At 70.4% G+C, this 19,847-nt stretch carries 21 protein-coding genes; 2 read left to right on the top strand and 19 right to left on the bottom strand.

Features of this window, described 5'->3' with window-relative positions; genetic code table 11:
* Nucleotides 1–19: 19 nt before the first annotated feature.
* From ACFVYX_RS19040 to ACFVYX_RS18990, 11 genes are all read right to left on the bottom strand, one after another.
* Entirely contained in the window at nucleotides 20–949 is a 930-nt protein-coding gene (locus ACFVYX_RS19040; protein ID WP_389682531.1) for a diacylglycerol kinase, read from the bottom strand.
* Between the two features lie 40 nt (nucleotides 950–989).
* Entirely contained in the window at nucleotides 990–1,892 is a 903-nt protein-coding gene (gene tatC / locus ACFVYX_RS19035) for a twin-arginine translocase subunit TatC (protein ID WP_389682606.1), read from the bottom strand.
* Nucleotides 1,893–1,998: 106 nt separating this feature from the next.
* Nucleotides 1,999–2,301: a Sec-independent protein translocase subunit TatA gene (tatA, locus tag ACFVYX_RS19030; RefSeq protein ID WP_389682530.1), complete on the bottom strand. Its 303-nt coding sequence runs from the start codon at nucleotides 2,299–2,301 to the stop codon at nucleotides 1,999–2,001.
* Nucleotides 2,302–2,486: 185 nt separating this feature from the next.
* A complete protein-coding gene (locus ACFVYX_RS19025; RefSeq protein WP_389682529.1) occupies nucleotides 2,487–2,684 on the bottom strand; it encodes a hypothetical protein in 198 nt (65 codons plus the stop codon).
* Between the two features lie 64 nt (nucleotides 2,685–2,748).
* On the bottom strand, nucleotides 2,749–3,012 hold the full coding sequence (locus tag ACFVYX_RS19020) for a hypothetical protein (RefSeq protein ID WP_055598400.1): 264 nt from the start codon (nucleotides 3,010–3,012) through the stop codon (nucleotides 2,749–2,751).
* A 177-nt stretch (nucleotides 3,013–3,189) separates the two neighbouring features.
* On the bottom strand, nucleotides 3,190–4,155 hold the full coding sequence (locus ACFVYX_RS19015) for a helix-turn-helix transcriptional regulator (RefSeq protein WP_389682528.1): 966 nt from the start codon (nucleotides 4,153–4,155) through the stop codon (nucleotides 3,190–3,192).
* Between the two features lie 16 nt (nucleotides 4,156–4,171).
* Complete coding sequence (locus ACFVYX_RS19010) at nucleotides 4,172–5,128, bottom strand: helix-turn-helix transcriptional regulator (RefSeq protein ID WP_389682527.1); 957 nt, start codon at nucleotides 5,126–5,128, stop codon at nucleotides 4,172–4,174.
* A gap of 141 nt (nucleotides 5,129–5,269) precedes the next feature.
* Nucleotides 5,270–5,650, bottom strand: coding sequence for an FKBP-type peptidyl-prolyl cis-trans isomerase (locus ACFVYX_RS19005; RefSeq protein WP_073818451.1), 381 nt, complete (start codon nucleotides 5,648–5,650; stop codon nucleotides 5,270–5,272).
* Between the two features lie 43 nt (nucleotides 5,651–5,693).
* Nucleotides 5,694–6,632, bottom strand: coding sequence for an FKBP-type peptidyl-prolyl cis-trans isomerase (locus tag ACFVYX_RS19000; protein WP_389682526.1), 939 nt, complete (start codon nucleotides 6,630–6,632; stop codon nucleotides 5,694–5,696).
* 117 nt (nucleotides 6,633–6,749) lie between these two features.
* Nucleotides 6,750–8,111 carry a Pup--protein ligase gene (gene pafA / locus ACFVYX_RS18995; RefSeq protein ID WP_384897356.1) on the bottom strand — a complete coding sequence of 454 codons (1,362 nt, stop codon included), beginning with the start codon at nucleotides 8,109–8,111 and terminating at the stop codon, nucleotides 6,750–6,752.
* A 69-nt stretch (nucleotides 8,112–8,180) separates the two neighbouring features.
* Complete coding sequence (locus tag ACFVYX_RS18990; RefSeq protein ID WP_389682525.1) at nucleotides 8,181–9,461, bottom strand: MFS transporter; 1,281 nt, start codon at nucleotides 9,459–9,461, stop codon at nucleotides 8,181–8,183.
* A 144-nt stretch (nucleotides 9,462–9,605) separates the two neighbouring features.
* Here ACFVYX_RS18990 and ACFVYX_RS18985 point away from each other — a divergent pair, with 144 nt between their 5' ends.
* Entirely contained in the window at nucleotides 9,606–10,625 is a 1,020-nt protein-coding gene (locus ACFVYX_RS18985; protein ID WP_389682524.1) for a LacI family DNA-binding transcriptional regulator, read from the top strand.
* Between the two features lie 82 nt (nucleotides 10,626–10,707).
* Here ACFVYX_RS18985 and prcA read toward each other — a convergent pair whose 3' ends face one another.
* From prcA to arc, 5 genes are all read right to left on the bottom strand, one after another.
* A complete protein-coding gene (prcA, locus tag ACFVYX_RS18980; RefSeq protein ID WP_389682523.1) occupies nucleotides 10,708–11,460 on the bottom strand; it encodes a proteasome subunit alpha in 753 nt (250 codons plus the stop codon).
* A 46-nt stretch (nucleotides 11,461–11,506) separates the two neighbouring features.
* Entirely contained in the window at nucleotides 11,507–12,346 is an 840-nt protein-coding gene (gene prcB, locus ACFVYX_RS18975; protein ID WP_389682522.1) for a proteasome subunit beta, read from the bottom strand.
* A gap of 161 nt (nucleotides 12,347–12,507) precedes the next feature.
* The gene (locus ACFVYX_RS18970) at nucleotides 12,508–12,720 is read right to left on the bottom strand and encodes a ubiquitin-like protein Pup (protein WP_073818441.1); all 213 of its coding nucleotides are present in this window, start codon (nucleotides 12,718–12,720) and stop codon (nucleotides 12,508–12,510) included.
* A gap of 159 nt (nucleotides 12,721–12,879) precedes the next feature.
* Nucleotides 12,880–14,391, bottom strand: a complete 1,512-nt coding sequence (dop, locus tag ACFVYX_RS18965) for a depupylase/deamidase Dop (protein ID WP_389682521.1) — start codon at nucleotides 14,389–14,391, stop codon at nucleotides 12,880–12,882.
* Nucleotides 14,392–14,572: 181 nt separating this feature from the next.
* The gene (gene arc / locus ACFVYX_RS18960; RefSeq protein WP_389682520.1) at nucleotides 14,573–16,339 is read right to left on the bottom strand and encodes a proteasome ATPase; all 1,767 of its coding nucleotides are present in this window, start codon (nucleotides 16,337–16,339) and stop codon (nucleotides 14,573–14,575) included.
* A gap of 254 nt (nucleotides 16,340–16,593) precedes the next feature.
* Here arc and ACFVYX_RS18955 point away from each other — a divergent pair, with 254 nt between their 5' ends.
* The gene (locus ACFVYX_RS18955; RefSeq protein WP_389682519.1) at nucleotides 16,594–16,905 is read left to right on the top strand and encodes a ferredoxin; all 312 of its coding nucleotides are present in this window, start codon (nucleotides 16,594–16,596) and stop codon (nucleotides 16,903–16,905) included.
* A gap of 3 nt (nucleotides 16,906–16,908) precedes the next feature.
* Here the strand turns inward: ACFVYX_RS18955 and ACFVYX_RS18950 are convergent, their stop codons facing one another.
* The 3 genes from ACFVYX_RS18950 to ACFVYX_RS18940 all read right to left on the bottom strand — a co-directional run bounded on the left by ACFVYX_RS18950 (nucleotide 16,909) and on the right by ACFVYX_RS18940 (nucleotide 19,716).
* Nucleotides 16,909–17,487: a hypothetical protein gene (locus ACFVYX_RS18950; RefSeq protein WP_389682518.1), complete on the bottom strand. Its 579-nt coding sequence runs from the start codon at nucleotides 17,485–17,487 to the stop codon at nucleotides 16,909–16,911.
* A gap of 189 nt (nucleotides 17,488–17,676) precedes the next feature.
* Nucleotides 17,677–18,564 carry a tRNA (adenine-N1)-methyltransferase gene (locus ACFVYX_RS18945; protein WP_015032448.1) on the bottom strand — a complete coding sequence of 296 codons (888 nt, stop codon included), beginning with the start codon at nucleotides 18,562–18,564 and terminating at the stop codon, nucleotides 17,677–17,679.
* A gap of 18 nt (nucleotides 18,565–18,582) precedes the next feature.
* On the bottom strand, nucleotides 18,583–19,716 hold the full coding sequence (locus ACFVYX_RS18940; RefSeq protein WP_389682605.1) for a site-2 protease family protein: 1,134 nt from the start codon (nucleotides 19,714–19,716) through the stop codon (nucleotides 18,583–18,585).
* Between the last annotated feature and the right edge of the window lie 131 nt (nucleotides 19,717–19,847).

Genomic DNA, 19,847 nt, shown 5'->3' with positions numbered 1-19,847 from the left:
TGTGACAGCGACGCGATCTTTATCGAGGGGAAGCGGAGGGGCTTGTTCCGGGGGCGAGGACGCGCAGGGCGCCGGGGACGCATTCCACGGTGAGGGGCAGCGGACCGAGGGGTTCTCCGTCGGCGTACCCGGTGGTACCGGGGGCCTCGAGGGTGAGTGAGCGGGCCCGGTAGGTGGTGACCTTGGGGTGGCTGAGGTGCGTGCCCTTGTAGACGCGGGGGAAGACCTTGATCAGGGTGATGCGGTCGCAGTCGCCGACGACGGTGACGTCGAGCAGTCCGTCGTCGGTGCGGGCCTCGGCGCAGATGCGCATGCCGCCGCCGTAGGAGCTGCCGTTGCCGACGGCGACGAGAGTCGCGTCGACCTCCACGACCTGGTCGCCGTCGAGGGTGAGGCGGTACGGGACAGGCCGGAAGCCGGCAAGCTCGGCCAGGATCGCGAGGTCGTACTTGAAGCGGCCGGCGGGGACGCGCATGCGGTTGCCCCGGTCGTTGACGCGGGAGTCGAAGCCGGAGGCGAGGACGGTGCCGTACCAGCGGGTGCGGGTGCCGCCGGTGACGCGGCCGAGGTCGATGGCGCGGGGCCCCGCGCCCTTGATGGTCCGGGCGGCCAGCCGTGCCGCGGCGCCGGGGTCGCGGACCGGCAGGCCGAGGGTGCGGGCGAAGTCGTTGCCGGTGCCGACGGCGACGACCCCGAGGGGGGTACGGGTACCGGCGACGGCCTGGAGCGCGAGGGAGACCATGCCGTCGCCTCCGACGGCGACCAGGGCTCCGGTGCCCGCGGCGACGGCCTCGCGGGCGCGTCGCAGGGCGTCGGCGGCGTCGTGTCCGAGGACGGTGCGGACGGTGAAGCCTGCGTCCCTGAGGGCGCGGGCGGCGGGCTGGGCGGCGTGGGCGCCGCGGCCGCGGCCCGCGGCGGGGTTGACGAAGAGGGTGATGTCGCTGGTCATGGGGGTCCCCCCGGACGGAGTCTGGGGGGACCTTACAAGATCAGGTGATGTCGTCGTAACCGTTGGCCCGGTGCGGGCTGATCGCTCCGGGCTCTCCGCTCGCCTGCTCGGGCAGGGCGCGGGAGGCGGCGACCGGTTCGACGGCCGCGACGGGCGCGGGGCCGAGGTCGAGCACGGAGGCCTCGTCGTCGTCGAGTTCGGCGTCGGGGTCGTTGCGCCTGCGTCGCCGGTCGTTGAGGAGGGAGAAACCGACAGCGCCGAAGTACAGGACGGTGATGGGTCCGGCGAGGGCGATCATGCCGACGGGGTCGGTGGTCGGGGTGATGACGGCACCGAAGACGAAGACGCCCATGATCACGCCGCGCCACCAGCCTGCCATGCGGCGGCCGGTGAGGACACCGGTGAGGTTGAGCATCACCAGGACGAGCGGCAGCTCGAAGGCGAGGCCGAAGACGAGCACCATGCGCAGGGTGAAGTCGAGGACGTCGCCGAGCGAGAGAATGTTCGCGGAGCCTGCGGGCGTAAGGCTGATGAGGACCTTCACGCTGATCGGAAGGATGAGGTACGCGAGGTAGGCGCCGGCGGAGAACAGCGGCACGGCCGCACCGACGAAGGCGTACGTGTACTTCTTCTCGCTCTTGTGCAGTCCCGGCGCGACGAAGGCCCACAGCTGGTAGAGCCAGACCGGGCTCGCGACAACGAGGCCCGCGGTCAGCGACAGCTGGATCGTCGTGCTGAACGGGGCCATGAGCGTGTTGAAGGAGACGATCGCGCAGTTGCCGCCGTCACTGGTGACGCCCTCCGCGCATGTGGGCACCGACTTCGTCAGGAACTGCATCAGCTCCTCGCTGTACACGAGGGCCACGATCGTCACCGCTGCGACGGCGAGGAGACCTTTCGCCAGTCGGTTGCGGAGTTCACGCAGGTGCTCCACGAGGGGCATCCGGCCCTCGGGATCCTTCTCCTGCTTGCGGGCAGACTTGGGCAACCCACGTCCTCATCTCGTGCGGCAGGCCGCCGCCCGGTGCGGCGGCCGCGGCGGACCGGGGTCAGCGCTTGGTGGTGTCCGAGGGCTCGGTCACGGGACGCGAGCTGGTCACGTCTCCGGGAGCGGCCTGGATGGTGCGCGGGGCGGGCTGGTCCGGGGCGGTGGTGCCGGTGCCGGTTCCGGCGACCGGCGGGTCAGCGGGGGCGCTCTGCTGGTCGTCCGACTTCATCGCCTTGGCCTCGCTCTTGAGAATGCGGGCCGACTTGCCGAGCGAGCGGGCCATGTCCGGGAGCTTCTTGGCACCGAACAGCAGGATGATGACGACGAGAATCAGAATGATCTCGGTGGGGCCGAGCCTACCCATAGCTGTGTACCTTCTTCACCGAGGCGACATGGAGTGCGTGCCCGGCGGGTCGGACAGACGTCCGGCCACCGCGCTGCCTGCGATCGTAACCCGCAGGAGTAAACACAGGGCAATGCCCGTGCATACTCCCGATTGCGTCCCGCGTTCCCGGTCATGGGCCGCTTCCCGCAGCGTACGGCACGGACTCAGCGCAGGTTCTCGCCGGTTCGGGCCAGACCGACGGCGGCGGTTTCGAGCTCTTCGGCCGCCTGATTGATCCGCTGTGTGGTATGGGCCACTTGACGGCCGAGGCGCTGGACCTCGAGGAAGACCTTGACGGCGAGGACGCCGAGCACGGCGAGGCCGAGGAAGCCGAGGGCGATGGCGAGCATGGGCCAGAACATGGAACGAGCCTAGACGTTCGGGCAGGGAGGCCCGGACGGTGCGGGCCGCCTGGGCCGGACGGGGTCAGACGGTGGTGTGGAGGCGCAGGGTCCGGACGCCGCCGCCGGTGAGGAGTTCGACGATGCGCTCACCGGCCGGCTTGCGGACGGAGCTGCCGCACTCGGGGCAGGTGAAGGAGTAGAAGGTGGTGCGGCGGCTCGCCCCGATGGCGAGGCGCAGGGCGCTCGCGGAGAGTTCGAAGCGGGAACGGCAGTCGGGGCAGGCGGCCTTGAAGAGGACCGGGGCCACCGTCGCGGTAAAACCGTGCATCACCGACATTTCCCTCATCTCTCGTCTCCCCAGCTCTCCCGCGCCCACGCGCCCGCGTACGACCGCACCACGTCGGCGTACGGCCGCACCGCCTCGGCGTACCTCCGCACCCGGGCCTACGTCCGCACCACGCCCGCGTACGGCCGCACCGCGTCGGCGGCTACGTCCGTATCAGCGTCCCCCGGGCGGAGAACGTCACTCGCCGTCGTACGCGGCGAGCGCCGCGGCGGCCACCGTCCTCGCGCTGTCGGCGAGCTCCTGCGGCGCGACGATCCGCCCGTCGCTGCCCAGCCGCAGCGCGAGCCGGCGCAGCGACGCCGGGTCCGGAGTGCGCAGGGTGATCCGCAGGCCGCCGTCGGCCAGCTCGTCGGCCCGGTCGTGCGGGTAGTACTCGGCGACCCAGCGCCCGCCGGGACCGACCTCGACGACGACTTCCGGGTCGTCGGCGGACGGCTGGACGAGGCCCTCGGAGAGGTCGCGGAGCTCCAGCTCCGGCGGTGCCGCGTGCTCGTCGAGGATGCGGATCTCGACGACCCGGTCGAGCCGGAACGTCCGGCGCGCCTCGGAGAGCCGGCACCACGCCTCCATGTACGTGTGGCCGACCGCGAAGAGCCTGATCGGATCGACCTCGCGCTCGGTGAGCTCGTCGCGCGCGGGCGAGTAGTAGCGCACCCAGAGGCGCCGGCGCTCGGAGATCGCGCGGTCGACCTCGGCGAAGACCCCACCCTCGGACTCGAAGGTCACGGAGAGCCGGGAGCTGGCCCCGGCGGCCTCGCCGGCCGCTGCCTCCAGCTTGGCGGTGGCGCGGAGCAGCGCCTCGCGGTCGCTCTCGCGGAGTCCCGGCAGGGTGGCGACGGCACGGGCGGCGACCAGGAGGGCCGTCGCCTCGTCGGCGGCGAGCCGCAGCGGCGCGGCGGCCTCGGCGCTGAGTGCGCTCGGGTTGCGCCACCAGATCCGGTCGCCGTCGGTGTCGATGTCGAGAAGGTCCCCGCCGCGGAAGCTGGTGCCGCACATGGGCAGCACGTCCAGGTCGGAGATCAGCTCGTCCTCGGTGATCCCGAAGGCGCGCGCCACGTCAGCGACGTGAGCGCCGGGGCGCTCCCGGAGATAGGTGACGAGCGAGAGCATCCGCCTCGTCTGGTCGATCGCGTTGGCAGCCATGCGGTACGTCTCCCCCTCAGCCCTTGGCCACGGCGCGCAGCCGGTCCACCACGTCGGCCCGCAGATCGGCCGGTTCCAGTACGACGACATCGGGGCCGAACTCGACGAGCCAGGCGTCGAGCCCGTGCCCGTACGGGATCTCCAGATCGTCCCAGCCGTCGGCGCCCTCCTGTACGGACTGGGCGCGGGCCCGCAGCGGGTAGCCGCAGCCGGTGCGCAGCCGGATCCGGGCGGATCGGGTGGCGGTCTCCCCCGCCCAGCTCTCCACGGTCTCCCGCACGGTGACGACGTCGGGGACGGGCGCGGTGAAGGCTCCGGCCCGGGAGCGCACCTTGCCGGTGATCCGGGAGAGCCGGAAGACGCGCTCGGCGCCCCGGTCGCGGTCCCAGCCGGCCAGGTACCAGTGGCCGCGCCAGCATTCGAGGGTCCAGGGCTCGACCTGACGGGTCTCGGGGCGGGCGGCGTTGGCCTTGCGGTAGTCGAAGACGACGGGCCTGCGGTCGCGGCAGGCCAGCATCAGCGGCTCGAAGGCGGCCTCGTGGACCGGGATGCGCGGTTCGAGGGCGCTGGGCTGGGTGTCGTACGAGTCCTCCGCCTCCGGCATGCCGGCGGCGCGGAGCTTCTGGAGGGCGCCGCTGGCGGCCCCGGCGAGGCGGGCCTGCTGCCAGACCTTCGCGGCGAGGCCGAGCGCCGCGGCCTCCTCGGCGTCGAGGGTGATGGGCGGCAGCCGGTTGGAGTCGCGGCGGGCGAGGTAACCGGTCTCGCCCTCCAGGTTCTCGACGGTCTCGATGACCAGGCCGAGCTCGCGCAGATCGTCCTTGTCGCGCTCGAACATGCGGTTGAACGCGTCGTCCCCGCTCGCTTCGAGGTAGGCCTCGATGGAGCCGCGGAGTTCCCGCTTGCTCAGCGGGCGGCGCGTCCCGAGCAGGCACAGCGCGAGATTCATCAGCCGCTCGGACTTGGCAATCGCCATCGACGCCCCGCACCTCTTCTGCCGGATCCACTTGTCGGACGTCCGACCGTACCGCCCCGGGGTGTCGGGGCCCAAGCCGAGGGCCCCCGCCGTGGACGGCGGGGGCCCTCAACGTGACCGACCGGTCACGGGGTGCGCGGGTCAGCGCTTCGTCACGCCCACGAGGTCGCAGACGAAGATCAGCGTCTCGCCCGGGGCGATCTTGCCGCCGGCCCCGCGGTCGCCGTAGGCGAGGTGCGCGGGGATGACCAGCTGACGGCGGCCGCCGACCTTCATGCCCTGGACGCCCTGGTCCCAGCCCTGGATGACCTGGCCGGCGCCGAGGTTGAAGTCGAGCGGGGCGCCGCGGTTCCAGGAGGCGTCGAACTCCTCGCCGGAGTCGAAGGACACGCCGACGTAGTGGACCTTCACGAAGTCACCGGCTTCGGCGAGCTCGCCGTCGCCCTCCCAGATGTCCTTGATCTCCAGGTCCTTCGGCGGCTCGCCACCCGGGAAGTCGATCTCGGGCTTCTCGATGCTCACTGAACTGCTCCTCATACTGATGAACTGCGCGATCGGGACAGTCTTACATCTTCGTCAGGATGTCCACGGCGAACACCAGCGTGGAGTTCTTCGGAATGCCCTGCTGTTCCTTGTCTCCGAAGGCCTCCGACGGCGGGGCGACGATGAGGACGCGGCTGCCGACCTTCTTGCCGACGAGACCGTCCTTCAGGCCCTTCAGCGTGAGGTTCGCGAGCGGGAAGTTCGCGGGCTTGCCGGCGGTGTACGTCGAGTCGAAGACCTTGCCGTCCTTCCAGAGGGCGGCGACGTAGTTCACGACGACCGTGTCGGTCGCCTTCACGGCCTCGCCCTTGGACTCGACCACGTAGTTCGAGACGAGCTTGGTCGGCGCGTCGACCTTCGGAACGGTCAGCGTGGGTGCCTTGCCGTCGGTGTTCGTCCCGACCTTCGGCAGGTCCTTGTTCTCCTGGGCGACCGGGGTGCCGGTGGCGGACTTCGGGATCGTGACGGACTTCAGGATGTCCACGACGAACACGAGGGTGGCGTTGGGCTTGATGTCGCCCTGGCCCTGCGCGCCGTAACCGAGCTCCGGCGGGATGCCGATCTCGATGCGGCTGCCGACCTTCTGCCCCTCGAGGCCCTGGTCCCAGCCCTTGATGACGCCGCCGGCCCCGAGGGTCAGATCGAACGGCTGACCGCGGTCGAAGCTGTTGTCGAAGGGTGTGGCGGAGTCCCAGGCCTGACCCAGGTAGTTCACCTGGAGCGCGTCACCCTTCTTCGTCACCGCGCCTTTGCCCTCGCTGATGACGTTGACCTTGAGTTCCTTGGGCGGGTCGCCCTCGCCCTTGGAGAGGGTCGGCTTCTCCCCGAACTTGGCACCTGCCGTGATGGCGGGCAGTCCGTTCTTCATCGAGGCGGAATCGGAGCCCTTGTCGTCGCTGCCGCACGCCGCTGTCGAGAGCAGCAGCAGCGGGACGACGAGAAGGCCGGCAAGTCGGCGCACGTGTTCCTCAGATCTCAGACGGCACAAGTAGTTGTGCCGACACTCTAGGGGACCCTCCTGTCACGTCGAGGGCCCCGCACGTCTGATGTGCGGGGCCCAGCGGCCGATACGACCTGTCTACATTCCGGCGATCAGCTTTTCGACCCGGTCGTCGACGGAGCGGAACGGGTCCTTGCACAACACCGTGCGCTGCGCCTGGTCGTTCAGCTTGAGGTGGACCCAGTCGACGGTGAAGTCCCGCCGCTGCTCCTGGGCTCGGCGGATGAAGTCGCCGCGGAGCCTGGCCCGAGTGGTCTGCGGGGGCACCGACTTGCCCTCGAAGATCTTCAGGTCGTTGCAGATCCGCGCCGCCTGCCCGTTCTTCTGGAGCAGGTAGTAGAGCCCGCGACGGCGGTGGATGTCGTGGTACGCGAGGTCTATCTGCGCGACCCTCGGGTTCGACATGGTCATGTTGTGCTTGGCCCGGTAGCGCTCGATGAGCCGGTGCTTCATGACCCAGTCGATCTCGGTCTCGATCCGGTCGAGCCGCTCGCTCTCGATCGCGTCGAGCGTACGACCCCACAGTTCCAGGACCTGCGCGACCGTCCCGGACCGGATCCCGCGGCGGTCGACGAAGTCGACGGCCTTCTCGTAGTACTCGCGCTGGACCTCGAGCGCCGAGGCCTCGCGGCCGCTGGCGAGCCGGACCTTGCGCTGGCCGGTGATGTCGTGGCTGACTTCGCGGATGGCCCGGATCGGGTTCTCCAGGGTCAGGTCGCGCATCACCGTGCCCGCCTCGATCATGCGGAGCACCAGGTCGGTGGCGCCGACCTTGAGCAGCATGGTCGTCTCGGACATGTTCGAGTCGCCGACGATGACGTGCAGCCGGCGGTAGCGCTCGGCGTCGGCGTGCGGCTCGTCCCGGGTGTTGATGATGGGCCGCGAGCGGGTGGTCGCGGAGCTGACGCCCTCCCAGATGTGCTCGGCGCGCTGGGAGACGCAGAAGACCGCGCCCCGGGGGGTCTGGAGGACCTTTCCCGCGCCGCAGATGAGCTGCCGGGTGACGAGGAACGGAATGAGGATGTCCGCGAGGCGGGAGAACTCTCCGTGACGGGCGACGAGATAGTTCTCGTGGCACCCGTACGAGTTTCCGGCCGAGTCGGTGTTGTTCTTGAAGAGGTAGACGTCGCCCGCGATTCCCTCCTCGTGCAGGCGGCGTTCGGCGTCGACGAGCAGGCCCTCGAGAATGCGCTCGCCTGCCTTGTCATGGGTGACCAGTTCGGTCACGTCGTCGCATTCCGGTGTGGCGTATTCCGGATGCGATCCCACGTCCAGGTACAGGCGGGCGCCGTTCCGCAGGAAGACATTGCTGCTGCGGCCCCATGACACGACACGGCGGAAGAGGTAGCGCGCCACTTCGTCAGGAGACAGTCGGCGCTGTCCCCTGAACGTGCACGTGACGCCGTACTCGTTCTCCAGCCCGAAAATGCGGCGGTCCATGTCTGAACATTACGCCTGACGGCCTGTGCTGAAACCGGGTTGGACGTTCCCGTTTCGATCATTTTCCGATCAGTGCGTGTTCTTTTCGCTGTGTACGGAGGTGGGGGCGCCCGCACCGACGGCGTGTCGCGCGTCGGCCGCGGCGGGGCCGGAGCCCGTGGGCGCGCCGAGGACACGGCCGGTGGCGAGGAGGACGAGGAGGGCGACCAGGCCGCCCGCCCCGGCGACGGCGAATCCGGTGGCGGTCCCCGCGAGTTCGACGGCGGGTCCGGCGACGGCCGAGCCGAGGGCCGAGCCGACGCCGAAGGTGGTGACGAGCCAGGAGAAGGCCTCGGTCACGGTGCCGCGCGGCGCGTGCCGGTCCACGACGATGAAGGCGCAGGCGAGGACGGGCGCCAGGAACACGCCGGAGAGGACCGAGAGACCGGTCATGGCCACGGGCCCCGGCGTGAGCGCGAGCGGCAGGTAGCAGACCGCGAGGAGCAGGACGAGGACGCGCAGGCGCCGCTCGGGTTCTCCGGTCCACTGCCGGGCGCCGTAGGCGACACCGCCGAGGAGCGCGCCGAGGCCGAGGGCGGCCATCAGCCAGCCGTAGACGGACGGGGTGCCCCGGTCGTCGGCGTAGGCGACGGCGGCGACGGTGATGGAGCCGAGCGCCAGGCCGACGAAGAAGAACGAGCCGAGGAGGGCGAGGAGCCCCGGCGAGCGCAGGGCGCCCAGCCAGTGGGCCTCCCGGGGTGCGGAGCGCCAGGCGCGGGAGGGCTCGGAGAGGACGACGGCGAGGGCGCCGAGGACGCCGAGGAGGTTGATGACGAGGAGGGCTGCGGCGGGCGACCACAGGGAGACGAGGAGGGTCAGCAGCAGCGGGCCCGCGGTGAACATGACCTCCTGGGCGACCGCGTCGAGGGCATATGCCCGATGGACCCGGTCCTCGCGGCCCAGGACGCTCGGCCACAGGGCGCGCAGTCCGCCCTCCAGGGGCGGCGTGAAGAGGCCGGCGAGGACGACGGCCGCGTACGCGAGGGCGAGGTGACCGATGCCGGTGAGGGCGAGGAGGGCCATGCCGAGGGCGGAGAGGACGGCGGCGGGCAGCTGGACCCGGGGCTGGCCCTTGAGGTCGACGGCGCGGCCGAGGAGGGGCTGGCCGACGGCGGTGGCTACGCCGTAGGCGGCGATGAGGCCGCCGGCGAGGGTGTAGCTGCCGCCCTGGTCGCGGACGAAGAGGGTGAGGGCGATGGGGCCGGTGCCGTTGGGCAGTCGCCCGACCAGGGTGCCGGCGAGCAGCCGGGCGGCGTGCGGTGCCCGGAGTATGTCGAGATAGCCGCCTCGCGCCGGGGCCTCGGTGGCCATGTGGTCTCCCCTCGCCTCGGATCACCCCGAGGTTTTACGTATAACTTCCGTGGTCATACGTACCATGTCGCCTGTACGCGGGTCCACCCCGCGACCGGCCCGGGCCCCGCCCGTGACCCCGAACCGTCCGACGCGGAGGCGTGAGTGCAGACCCCGGAACCGCACGGCGGCGCCCGCCCCACCAGCCGGGACGTCGCCCGGGTCGCGGGCGTCTCGCAGGCCACCGTCTCCCTCGTGCTCGGCGACAAATGGCGCGGCCGTGTGTCGGAACGCACCGCCGGCGCCGTACGGGAGGCCGCCCGGAGCCTCGGCTACCGGCCCAACCTCGCCGCCCGCAACCTCCGGCTCGGCCGCACCAGGACCGCCCTCCTCGTCGTCCCGGCCCTCACCAACGAGTTCTTCGCACACGTCTACACCGGCGCCGCCACCGCGGCGGCCGCACACGGCTTCGGCGTCGTCCTCTACCCCTCCCCCGACGGCCTCGGCCCCGCCCGTGACCCCTTCGCCTCGGCGCAGGCGGCCCTCGACGGCGTGATCGCCTCCTCGATGGCCACCCGGGCCCTGGAGGCCTTCCGCGGCACCGACCTCCCGCTCGTCATGCTCGACAGCGACCCGGCCGACCCGGGCGCCGCCGCCCATGTGAACCTCGACGTCGCCGACGGGATGCGCCGCGTCACCGACCACCTGCTCGGCCTCGGCCACCGCCGCTTCCTGCACCTGGCGTCCGCCGCCCCGTCCTGGACCTTCGACGTACGGGCCGCGACCCTCGCCCACGCGCTGAGCGGGACGGACGTCCGCACCGTGCGGTCACCGCTGAACGTCGCGGACGCCTGGGAGGCGGCCGGCCGTGCCCTCGCCGCGGCCGGGCCCCGGCCCACGGCGGTGATCTGCGACGACGACATCCTCGCCGTCGGCGTCTGCAAGGCCGCGCGTCGGCTCGGGCTGCGCGTCCCCGAGGACCTGTCGGTCACCGGCTTCGACGACATGGCTCTGGCGACGGTGGTCGAACCGGAGCTCACCACCGTGCGACTGCCCGCCGAGGAGTTCGGCCGACGCGGCATGGAGGCGCTCCTCGCCGTCCTCGCCGGCGCACCGCCCCGGCCGCACTCCCTGCCCGTGGAACTGATCCCACGGGGCTCCTCGGGCCCCGCACCGGCCGCCTGAGAGGCCGTCTCCGCCCGAGGGCGGACAGACCGAAGGGGCCCCGGTCCGCTCACGCGCGCCGGGGCCCCTTCGATAAAAGCGCCTACTCCTCGGGAGCCTCGTCCGAAGGCTCGTCCGTCTTCGTCACCGCCGCGTTGTCCGCCTGCAGGAGGCGGGACAGCTGGCGGCCGACGATCCGCTTGAACTTCCGCTGCTGCGGACGCGTACGGTCCAGGACCGCCACCTCGAGTCGCTCGGCGGGGATCTCCCGCTCGCTGCCGTTGGTGTCCCGCGAGAGGGCCTGCACGGCCAGCTTCAGGGCCTCGGCCAGGGACATGCCGTCCCGGTGCCGCTGGTCCAGGAAGGAGCCGATCTGCTCCGCGTTGCCGCCGACCGCGACCGAGCCGTGCTCGTCCACGATCGAACCGTCGTGCGGCAGCCGGTAGATCTGGTCGCCCGAGGCGTCGTCGCCGACCTCGGCGACGACCAGCTCCACCTCGTACGGCTTCTCCCCCGCGCTCGAGAAGATCGTGCCCAGCGTCTGGGCGTAGACGTTGGCCAGGCCGCGCGCGGTGACGTCGTCCCGGTCGTAGGTGTAGCCCCGCAGGTCGGCGTAGCGCACTCCGCCGATGCGGAGGTTCTCGTACTCGTTGTACTTGCCGGCCGCGGCGAAGCCGATCCGGTCGTAGATCTCGCTGAACTTGTGCAGGGCGCGGGACGGGTTCTCACCGACGAAGACGATGCCGTCGGTGTACTGGAGGACGACCAGGCTGCGGCCTCGGGCGATGCCCTTGCGGGCGTACTCCGCCCGGTCGGCCATGGCCTGCTGGGGTGAGACGTAGAACGGAGTGGACACCGGCGGTCCGTCCCTTTCTTCTGGGCTTCTACAGGGCGACGAGTGGTCAGAGCAGGGCGGCGCGCGGCCCGTCGGGCTGCTCCAGGCGCCGCTCGGTGACCGACCGGGCGAGCCCGGAGGACTCGGGCTCGGTGAGCCTGCGGTAGCCCTCGTCCGTGATGACCGAGACGATCGGGAAGATCCGGCGCGCCATGTCGGGACCGCCGGTCGCCGAGTCGTCGTCCGCCGCGTCGTAGAGCGCCTGGACGACCAGGGTGGTGGCCTCCTGCTCGGTCAGGTCGGCGCGGTAGAGCTTCTTCATGGAGCCGCGCGCGAAGATCGAACCGGAGCCGGTGGCGGCGTACCCGTGCTCCTCGGAGCGGCCGCCGGTCACGTCGTAGGAGAAGATCCGGCCCTTCTCCTTGGCCTCGTCCCAGCCGGCGAAGAGGGGCACGACGGCGAGTCCCTGCATGGCCATGCCGAGGTTGCCGCGGATCATGGTGGAGAGACGGTTCGCCTTGCCCTCCAGGGAGAGCGTGACGCCCTCCACCTTCTCGAAGTGCTCCAGCTCCAGCTGGAACAGCTTCACCATCTCCACGGCGAGACCGGCGGTGCCGGCGATGCCGACGGCCGAGTACTCGTCGGCCGGGAAGACCTTCTCGATGTCGCGCTGCGCGATCATGTTCCCCATGGTGGCCCGCCGGTCACCGGCGAGGACGACCCCGCCGGGGAACGTGGCCGCCACGATGGTCGTCCCGTGCGGCGCCTGGACGATGCCCTCGGGGAGCGTCCGGTTGCCCGGGAGCATCTCCGGCGAGTGGCTGGCCAGGAAGTCGAAGAACGAGGACGACCCCGGCGTCAGGAAGGCCGCCGGCAGACGCCCGGTGCTACGAGGGTTGGCTTCCACGCGATTCCTTCCGGGTGGGAGAGTCGGCCAGCCGTGGGACGCGCGGGCCGATCTTGGTTGCTGTGCACGGACCTTACCCGTGCCACCGCTTGTCATCCGTCCCCGGACCCACGGCTTTCTCCGGGGCTCCGGGGACGGAGGACGACAGGCGCGTGAGGCGGCTACTCGCCGCCCTTCTGCACAAACGACCGCACGAAGTCCTCGGCGTTCTCCTCGAGTACGTCGTCGATCTCGTCCAGGACGGAGTCCACGTCCTCGCTCAGCTTCTCCTGGCGCTCCTGGAGGTCGGAGTTCGCCTCCGTGGTGGTCTCCTCGACCTCCTCCGTGGAACGCGTCGCCTTCTGCTGTCCGCCGCCGGTGTCCTTGGTCGCCATATCCCTCACCCCGCTCGAATCGGCCCGCTCGGTTGAGTCCGTACAAGATCAGACCCTATACGTCGGGTCTGACTTCGGCCCCGTGGTTTCCACAACGCCCGGGCACTGTTTCCATGATTCCCAGTGCCGGGGTATTTCAGGCCCGTGCCGGGCCTCCGATCAGCCGCCGGAGAGTACCCGGACCAGTTCCTCGGCCGTCCGGCAGCGGTCGAGGAGCGACTTCACATGCGCCTTGGTGCCGCGCAGCGGCTCCAGGGTGGGAACGCGCTGGAGCGAGTCACGGCCGGGCAGGTCGAAGATCACCGAGTCCCAGGAGGCCGCGGCGACGTCGTCGGCGTACTGCTCGAGGCACCGGCCCCGGAAGTAGGCCCTGGTGTCCTCGGGAGGCGCCGTCTCGGCCCGCTCCACGTCGGACTCGTCCAGGAGCCGCTTCATGCGCCCGCGGGCCGCCAGACGGTTGTAGAGGCCCTTCTCGGGGCGTACGTCCGCGTACTGGAGGTCCACCAGGTGCAGGCGGGCGGCGTCCCACTCCAGGTTGTCCCGGCGCCGGTAGCCCTCCATGAGCTCCCGCTTGGCGATCCAGTCGAGCTCGCCGGCCAGGCTCATGGGGTTGTTCTCGAGCCGGTTGAGGGTGTCCTCCCAGCGGATCAGGACGTCCTTGGTCTGCTCGTCGGCGTCCGCCCCGTACCGCTCCTCCACGTACTTCCTGGCCAGCTCGAAGTACTCCATCTGCAGCTGCACGGCGGTGAGTGTCCGGCCGCTGCGGAGCGTGACCAGGTACTGGAGGTCCGGGTCGTGGGAGACGTGGTGGAGGGTGCGCACGGGCTGGTCGACGGCGAGGTCGACGGTGATGAAGCCGTCCTCGATCATCGACAGGACCAGCGCGGTGGTGCCCAGCTTGAGGTAGGTCGAGATCTCCGAGAGGTTCGCGTCGCCGATGATCACATGCAGCCGGCGCCAGCGCTCGGCGTCGGCGTGCGGCTCGTCCCGGGTGTTGATGATGGGGCGCTTGAGGGTGGTCTCCAGGCCCACCTCGACCTCGAAGTAGTCGGCGCGCTGGCTGATCTGGAAGCCGTCCTCCCGGCCGTCCTGGCCGATGCCGACCCGTCCCGCGCCGGTGACGACCTGGCGGGAGACGAAGAAGGGCGTGAGGTGGCGCACGATGTCCGAGAAGGGGGTCTCCCGCTTCATCAGGTAGTTCTCGTGCGTGCCGTAGGAGGCGCCCTTGTTGTCGGTGTTGTTCTTGTAGAGATGGATGGGCTGGGCCCCGGGGAGCTGGGCGGCGCGCTCGGCGGCCTCGGCCATGATCCGTTCGCCGGCCTTGTCCCAGAGGACGGCGTCGAGCGGGTTGGTGACCTCGGGCGAGCTGTACTCGGGGTGGGCGTGGTCCACGTAGAGACGTGCCCCGTTGGTGAGGATGACGTTGGCGAGGCCGATGTCCTCGTCGGTGAGCTGGCTGGAGTCGGCGGCCTCGCGGGCGAGGTCGAAGCCGCGGGCGTCCCGCAGCGGATTCTCCTCCTCGAAGTCCCAGCGGGCGCGGCGCGCCCGGTGCATCGCCGCCGCGTAGGCGTTGACGATCTGGGACGAGGTGAGCATGGCATTGGCGTTCGGATGCCCTGGGACGGAGATCCCGTACTCCGTCTCGATGCCCATTACTCGCCGTACGGTCATGCGGCCCTCCTTGCCCGGCGGCGCTCACTGTGCGCGACTCGGCGGTACCGATGAGCCTAGAGCGGCTCCGCGCTTGTGGGGAGATCAGTTGCGTTTTTCCCTGTGATGCCGGGGGAAATGCTGGATGGAATGCGTCGGCTGCGGATGCCGGGTTTCCGGACATCCGCAGCCGGTGGGCGTTTTACAGGTACTGACCGGTATTGGCCACCGTGTCGATGGAGCGTCCGGTGTCCGCGCCCTGCTTTCCGGTGACGAGGGTGCGGATGAACACGATCCGCTCGCCCTTCTTTCCGGAGATCCGGGCCCAGTCGTCGGGGTTGGTGGTGTTGGGCAGGTCCTCGTTCTCCTTGAACTCGTCCACGCAGGCCTGGAGGAGGTGGGAGACGCGGATGCCCTTCTGGTTGTGGTCGAGGAAGGCCTTGATGGCCATCTTCTTGGCCCGGTCGACGATGTTCTGGATCATCGCGCCGGAGTTGAAGTCCTTGAAGTAGAGGACTTCCTTGTCGCCGTTGGCGTACGTGACTTCGAGGAAGCGGTTCTCCTCGGATTCGGCGTACATCTGCTCGACGACGGACTGGATCATGGCGTGGGCGGCGGCGGCCTTGGAGCCGCTGTGCTCGGAGAGGTCGTCCGCGTGCAGCGGCAGGGTGGCCGTGAGGTACTTCGCGAAGATGTCCTTCGCGGCCTCCGCGTCCGGACGCTCGATCTTGATCTTGACGTCGAGCCGGCCGGGCCGCAGGATCGCGGGGTCGATCATGTCCTCGCGGTTGGAGGCGCCGATGACGATGACGTTCTCCAGGCCCTCCACACCGTCGATCTCGGCGAGCAGCTGCGGGACGATGGTGTTCTCCACGTCCGAGCTGACACCGGAGCCGCGGGTGCGGAAGAGGGATTCCATCTCGTCGAAGAAGACGATGACGGGGGTGCCCTCGCTGGCCTTCTCCCGGGCGCGCTGGAAGACGAGGCGGATGTGCCGCTCGGTCTCTCCGACGTACTTGTTGAGGAGCTCGGGGCCCTTGATGTTGAGGAAGTAGGACTTCCCCGCGGGCTGTCCGGTCACCTCGGCGACCTTCTTGGCCAGGGAGTTGGCCACGGCCTTCGCGATCAGCGTCTTTCCGCAGCCGGGCGGGCCGTAGAGCAGGATGCCCTTGGGCGGCCGCAGTTCGTGCTCCTTGAAGAGGTCCGGGTAGAGGTAGGGGAGCTCGACCGCGTCGCGGATCATCTCGATCTGGCCGCCCAGACCGCCGATCTTGTCGTAGTCGACGTCCGGGACCTCTTCGAGGACGAGTTCCTCGACCTCGCTCTTGGGGACCACCTCGTAGACGTAGCCGGACCTGGAGTCGAGCAGCAGGGCGTCACCGGCGCGGATGGTGACGTCCAGCAGAGGCTCGGCGAGCCTCACCACCCGTTCCTCGTCGGTGTGCCCGACCACCAGGGCGCGCTCGCCGTCCTCGAGGATCTCCTTGAGGGTGACGATGTCCCCGGCGCGCTCGAACTCCATGGCCTCGACCACGTTGAGCGCTTCGTTGAGCATGACTTCCTGGCCGCGCTTGAGCTCGGCGAGCTCGATGCTCGGGCTGACGTTCACCCGGAGCTTGCGGCCCCCGGTGAAGATGTCGCATGTGCCGTCCTCGTTGGCCTGCAGGAAGACACCGAAGCCGGCCGGCGGCTGCGCGAGCCGGTCGACCTCCTCCTTGAGGGCCACGATCTGGTCGCGGGCCTCACGGAGCGTGTTCGCGAGTCGTTCGTTCTGCGCGGACACGCCGGCCAGGTTGGTCTGCAGCTCGACGATCCGCTCTTCGAGAATCCTCGTGTGTCGCGGAGAGTCGGCGAGCTTGCGGCGCAGGACGGCGATTTCCTGCTCGAGATAGGCAACCTGACCGGCGGGGTCCTCAGACCCTCGCCCCGGCCGGATGCCGCGGTTGATGTCGTCGTCGTGGGCTGCCACGGTCCTCACCTCCTCCAAGGGGAGCTGGACGCTTCCTGACCCTACCTGCGTGGGTGGTGATTGAAACCCCTAGATCAAAAAGACTCCGAGGTGTGTCCGATCTTCACCCTTGCGCTTCCCCTCTCGCCAGAGGGAATACCCACCCTTCACGGCTTGAAAGCGGGCGGTTGTATCGTCGTCATGGGCCAACACCCTTCGGAGGGGGCCCGACTTACCCGCGATATGCGATTCGAGAAGCAGGAACGGCAGGAGATATGACCGTGCAGCACGAGGTCCCGTCCGCGGGAACCGAGGAGGCCCTGGAGGTCTGGATCGACCAGGACCTGTGCACCGGGGACGGGATCTGCGCGCAGTACGCTCCCGAGGTCTTCGAGCTGGACATCGACGGGCTCGCTTATGTGAAGAGTGCCAACGACGAGCTTCTCCAGGACGTCGGGGCGACGACGCCGGTTCCGCTGACGCTGCTCCAGGACGTGGTGGACTCGGCGAAGGAGTGCCCGGGCGACTGCATCCATGTGCGGCGCGCCGCGGACAAGGTGGAGGTGTACGGCCCGGACGCGGAGTGACGGTCAGGCCCGCCGCGCGTCTGTCTCGCCGGAGCGCACGAAGGCGCCGTTCTGCCAGCGCCAGCTGACCTGCTCCTTCTCGTCGGGGCAGCAGCTGGGGACGTCGGGGGACGAGTAGCCGAGCAGGGTGGCCAGGACCGTTCCGTCGCGTACGTCGAGCTCGCTGACGTTCTTGCGCAGCCCGGGTTCGACGAGGGTGGCGACCACGCGCGCGGGGGCTCCGGTGGTCCTGTCGCGGGTGAGGACGTAGACGCCGCTCGGCGGGGTGCCGGAGCCGGCTTCGCAGTGCACGACCGCAACGGTCTCGGGGTTCCCGTCGCCGTCGAGGTCTCCGGACGCCCGCTTCGCGACGGTACGGGGTGCTCCCGCGCAGTCCAGCGGGTAGGCGGCTCCGGTGGCCTCGGGGGCGGGTGCGGGGCGCGGGGCGGTGCCGGGGGCCGCGGTGGCTCCGGCGGGGCCGGGCTGGAGCAGGCCCGCGAGGGCGACGACCGCGGCGGTCGCGGTGGCGGTGGCGAGCCAGTGGGCCGGCCGGGCGTGGGTGTGGGCGAGCTCCGCGAGGTCCGGGGCGGCGGAGGGCTGCACGCGAGACGTCTCCTGTGGGGGTGGTGCGGTGGGTTTCGGGGCATCGTGCCACACGTCACAGGGGGACGGAACAGGCGGGGTCGTACCGGCCGGCCGGCGTCTGTCGTGGGGTGAACATGAGGACGCCGCCGTCGAGTTCCCTCCCGTGGGCGGGGAACTGGACGGCGGCGTACCGGGGATGTCGTGACGTCAGCCCTTGTTGGGGCCTTCGTAGTCCTCGCCGTAGGCGCCCTTGGCGGGGCGGCGGCGGCGCATCGGGGGCTCGACCCCGTCCGCGAGGCGGCGGGCGGTGACGAGGAAGCCGGTGTGGCCGATCATGCGGTGATCGGGGCGGACGGCGAGACCCTCGACGTGCCAGTTGCGGATCATGGATTCCCAGGGCTGCGGCTCGGCGTAGCAGCCGAACTCGCGGATGGACTCCACGGTGCGGGCGAGCTGCGTGGTGGTGGCCACGTAGCAGCAGAGGATGCCGCCGGGGACGAGCGCCTTGGAGACGGCCTCCAGGCACTCCCAGGGGGCGAGCATGTCCAGGATGACGCGGTCGACGTCGGTGTCGGACAGGTTGTCCTGGAGGTCGCCCACGGTGAGCTGCCAGGCGGGGTGGGGTCCGCCGAAGTAGCGCTCGACGTTGCCCTTGGCGATCTCGGCGAAGTCTTCGCGGCGCTCGTAGGAGTGCAGCATGCCGCTGTCGCCGATGGCGCGCAGGAGGAAGCTGCTGAGCGATCCGGAGCCCACCCCGGCCTCCACGACGCGTGCGCCGGGGAAGATGTCGGCGAAGGCCAGGATCTGCCCCGCGTCCTTGGGGTAGACCACGGCGGCGCCGCGGGGCATGGACAGGACGTAGTCGGGGAGCAGGGGGCGCAGCGCGAGGTAGGCGACGTTTCCGGTGGTGCGGACAACGCTGCCCTCGGGGGCGCCGATCAGTTCGTCGTGCGGGAAAGAACCCTTGTGGGTGTGGAAGTTCTTTCCCTCTTCGAGCGTGAACGTGTAGTGACGGCCCTTGGGGTCGGTCAGCTGAACCTGGTCCCCGACCTTGAAGGGCCCGCGTCGGCGGGCGGCACCGGTCGGTTCGGACATGTGACCAGAATACCGGGGTTACGAGCCGGGTCGTGCCATGGCCTTGACGAAGGCGCGTTCCACGTCGGTGGTGGCGAGGACGCCGTAGATCTCGCCGGTGTCCTCGACGACGAGGTACTCGGTGGCGGGGCTGGCGCGGAGGTGGTCGAGGAGGGGCTGGCCGGTGAGTTCGGCGGGGACGCGCATGCCGTCGGTGAGGTCCTGGGCGAGGGTGCTGACGGCGACCCAGGGGCGGCGGTGCTGGGGGACGGCGGCGATGGCGGCCTCGCGGACGATGCCGGTGGGGTCGCCGTGGCCGTCGACGACGACGAGGGCGCGGGCTCCGGCCTCGTTGGCGCGGCGGAGGGCCTCGGAGAGGGGGGTGACGGGCTCGACGGGGATGGCGCGGCGGGTGAGGCTGCGGGCGGTGAGCTCGGGGAGGTGTTCGCGCAGTCGGGCCATGCGGAGGCTGTTGCCGGCGCCGGTCCAGATGATGGCGGCGAGGATGGCGGCGAGCAGGGCGTCGGTGACGGTGTCGAGGCCGCTGATGTCGTCGGTGGAGTTGCCGAGGGCGCCGGTGCGGGTGAGCAGGGGGAGGCCGATGAGGACGAGGACGGCGAGGGCGCGGCCGACCCAGGCGGCGGCGACGGTGCCGCTCATGGGCTTGCCGGTGATCTTCCAGATGACGGCGCGGAGCATGCGGCCGCCGTCGAGGGGGAGGCCGGGGAGCAGGTTGAAGGCGGCGACGATCAGGTTGGAGATCATCAGGCCGGCGAGGAGGACGCCGGGGACGGTGCCGGGCTCGACGGCGTACAGGGAGAGATAGAACACGCCGGCGAGGACGAGGGAGAGGAGGGGGCCGACGAAGGCGAGGACGAATTCGCGGCCGGGGGTCTCGGTCTCCTTCTCGATCTCGGAGACGCCGCCGAAGAACTGGAGCTGGATGCGGCGCACCGGGAGCTTGAAGCGGAGCGCGGCGATGGTGTGGGCCAGTTCGTGGACGAGTACGGAGGCGTAGAAGGCGACGGCGAAGAAGAGGGAGACGAGGTAGCGGGCGGCGCCGAGTTCGGGCAGGACGCGTTCGATCTGGTCGCCGAAGACCCAAGTGATGAGGGCGGCGACGAGGAACCAGCTGGGGGCGACGTAGACGGGCACGCCGAAGGGGCGGCCCATGAGGATGCCGCCGCCGGGCTCCTCGGTCCGCTGCGGCCTGGGCTCGTCCTGGTTCACGGGTTCCTTTCGTCGCGAGGTGTGACCCACGTCGCTGTGTCACGGTTCGATCATGCAGTGCGACAGGGTCCCGG

Origin of the sequence: Streptomyces sp. NPDC058326 (assembly GCF_042879855.1) — a bacterium.
In the GTDB taxonomy this organism is placed as follows: Bacteria; Actinomycetota; Actinomycetes; order Streptomycetales; family Streptomycetaceae; genus Streptomyces.
This window is presented reverse-complemented; position numbering and strand designations above follow the sequence as displayed.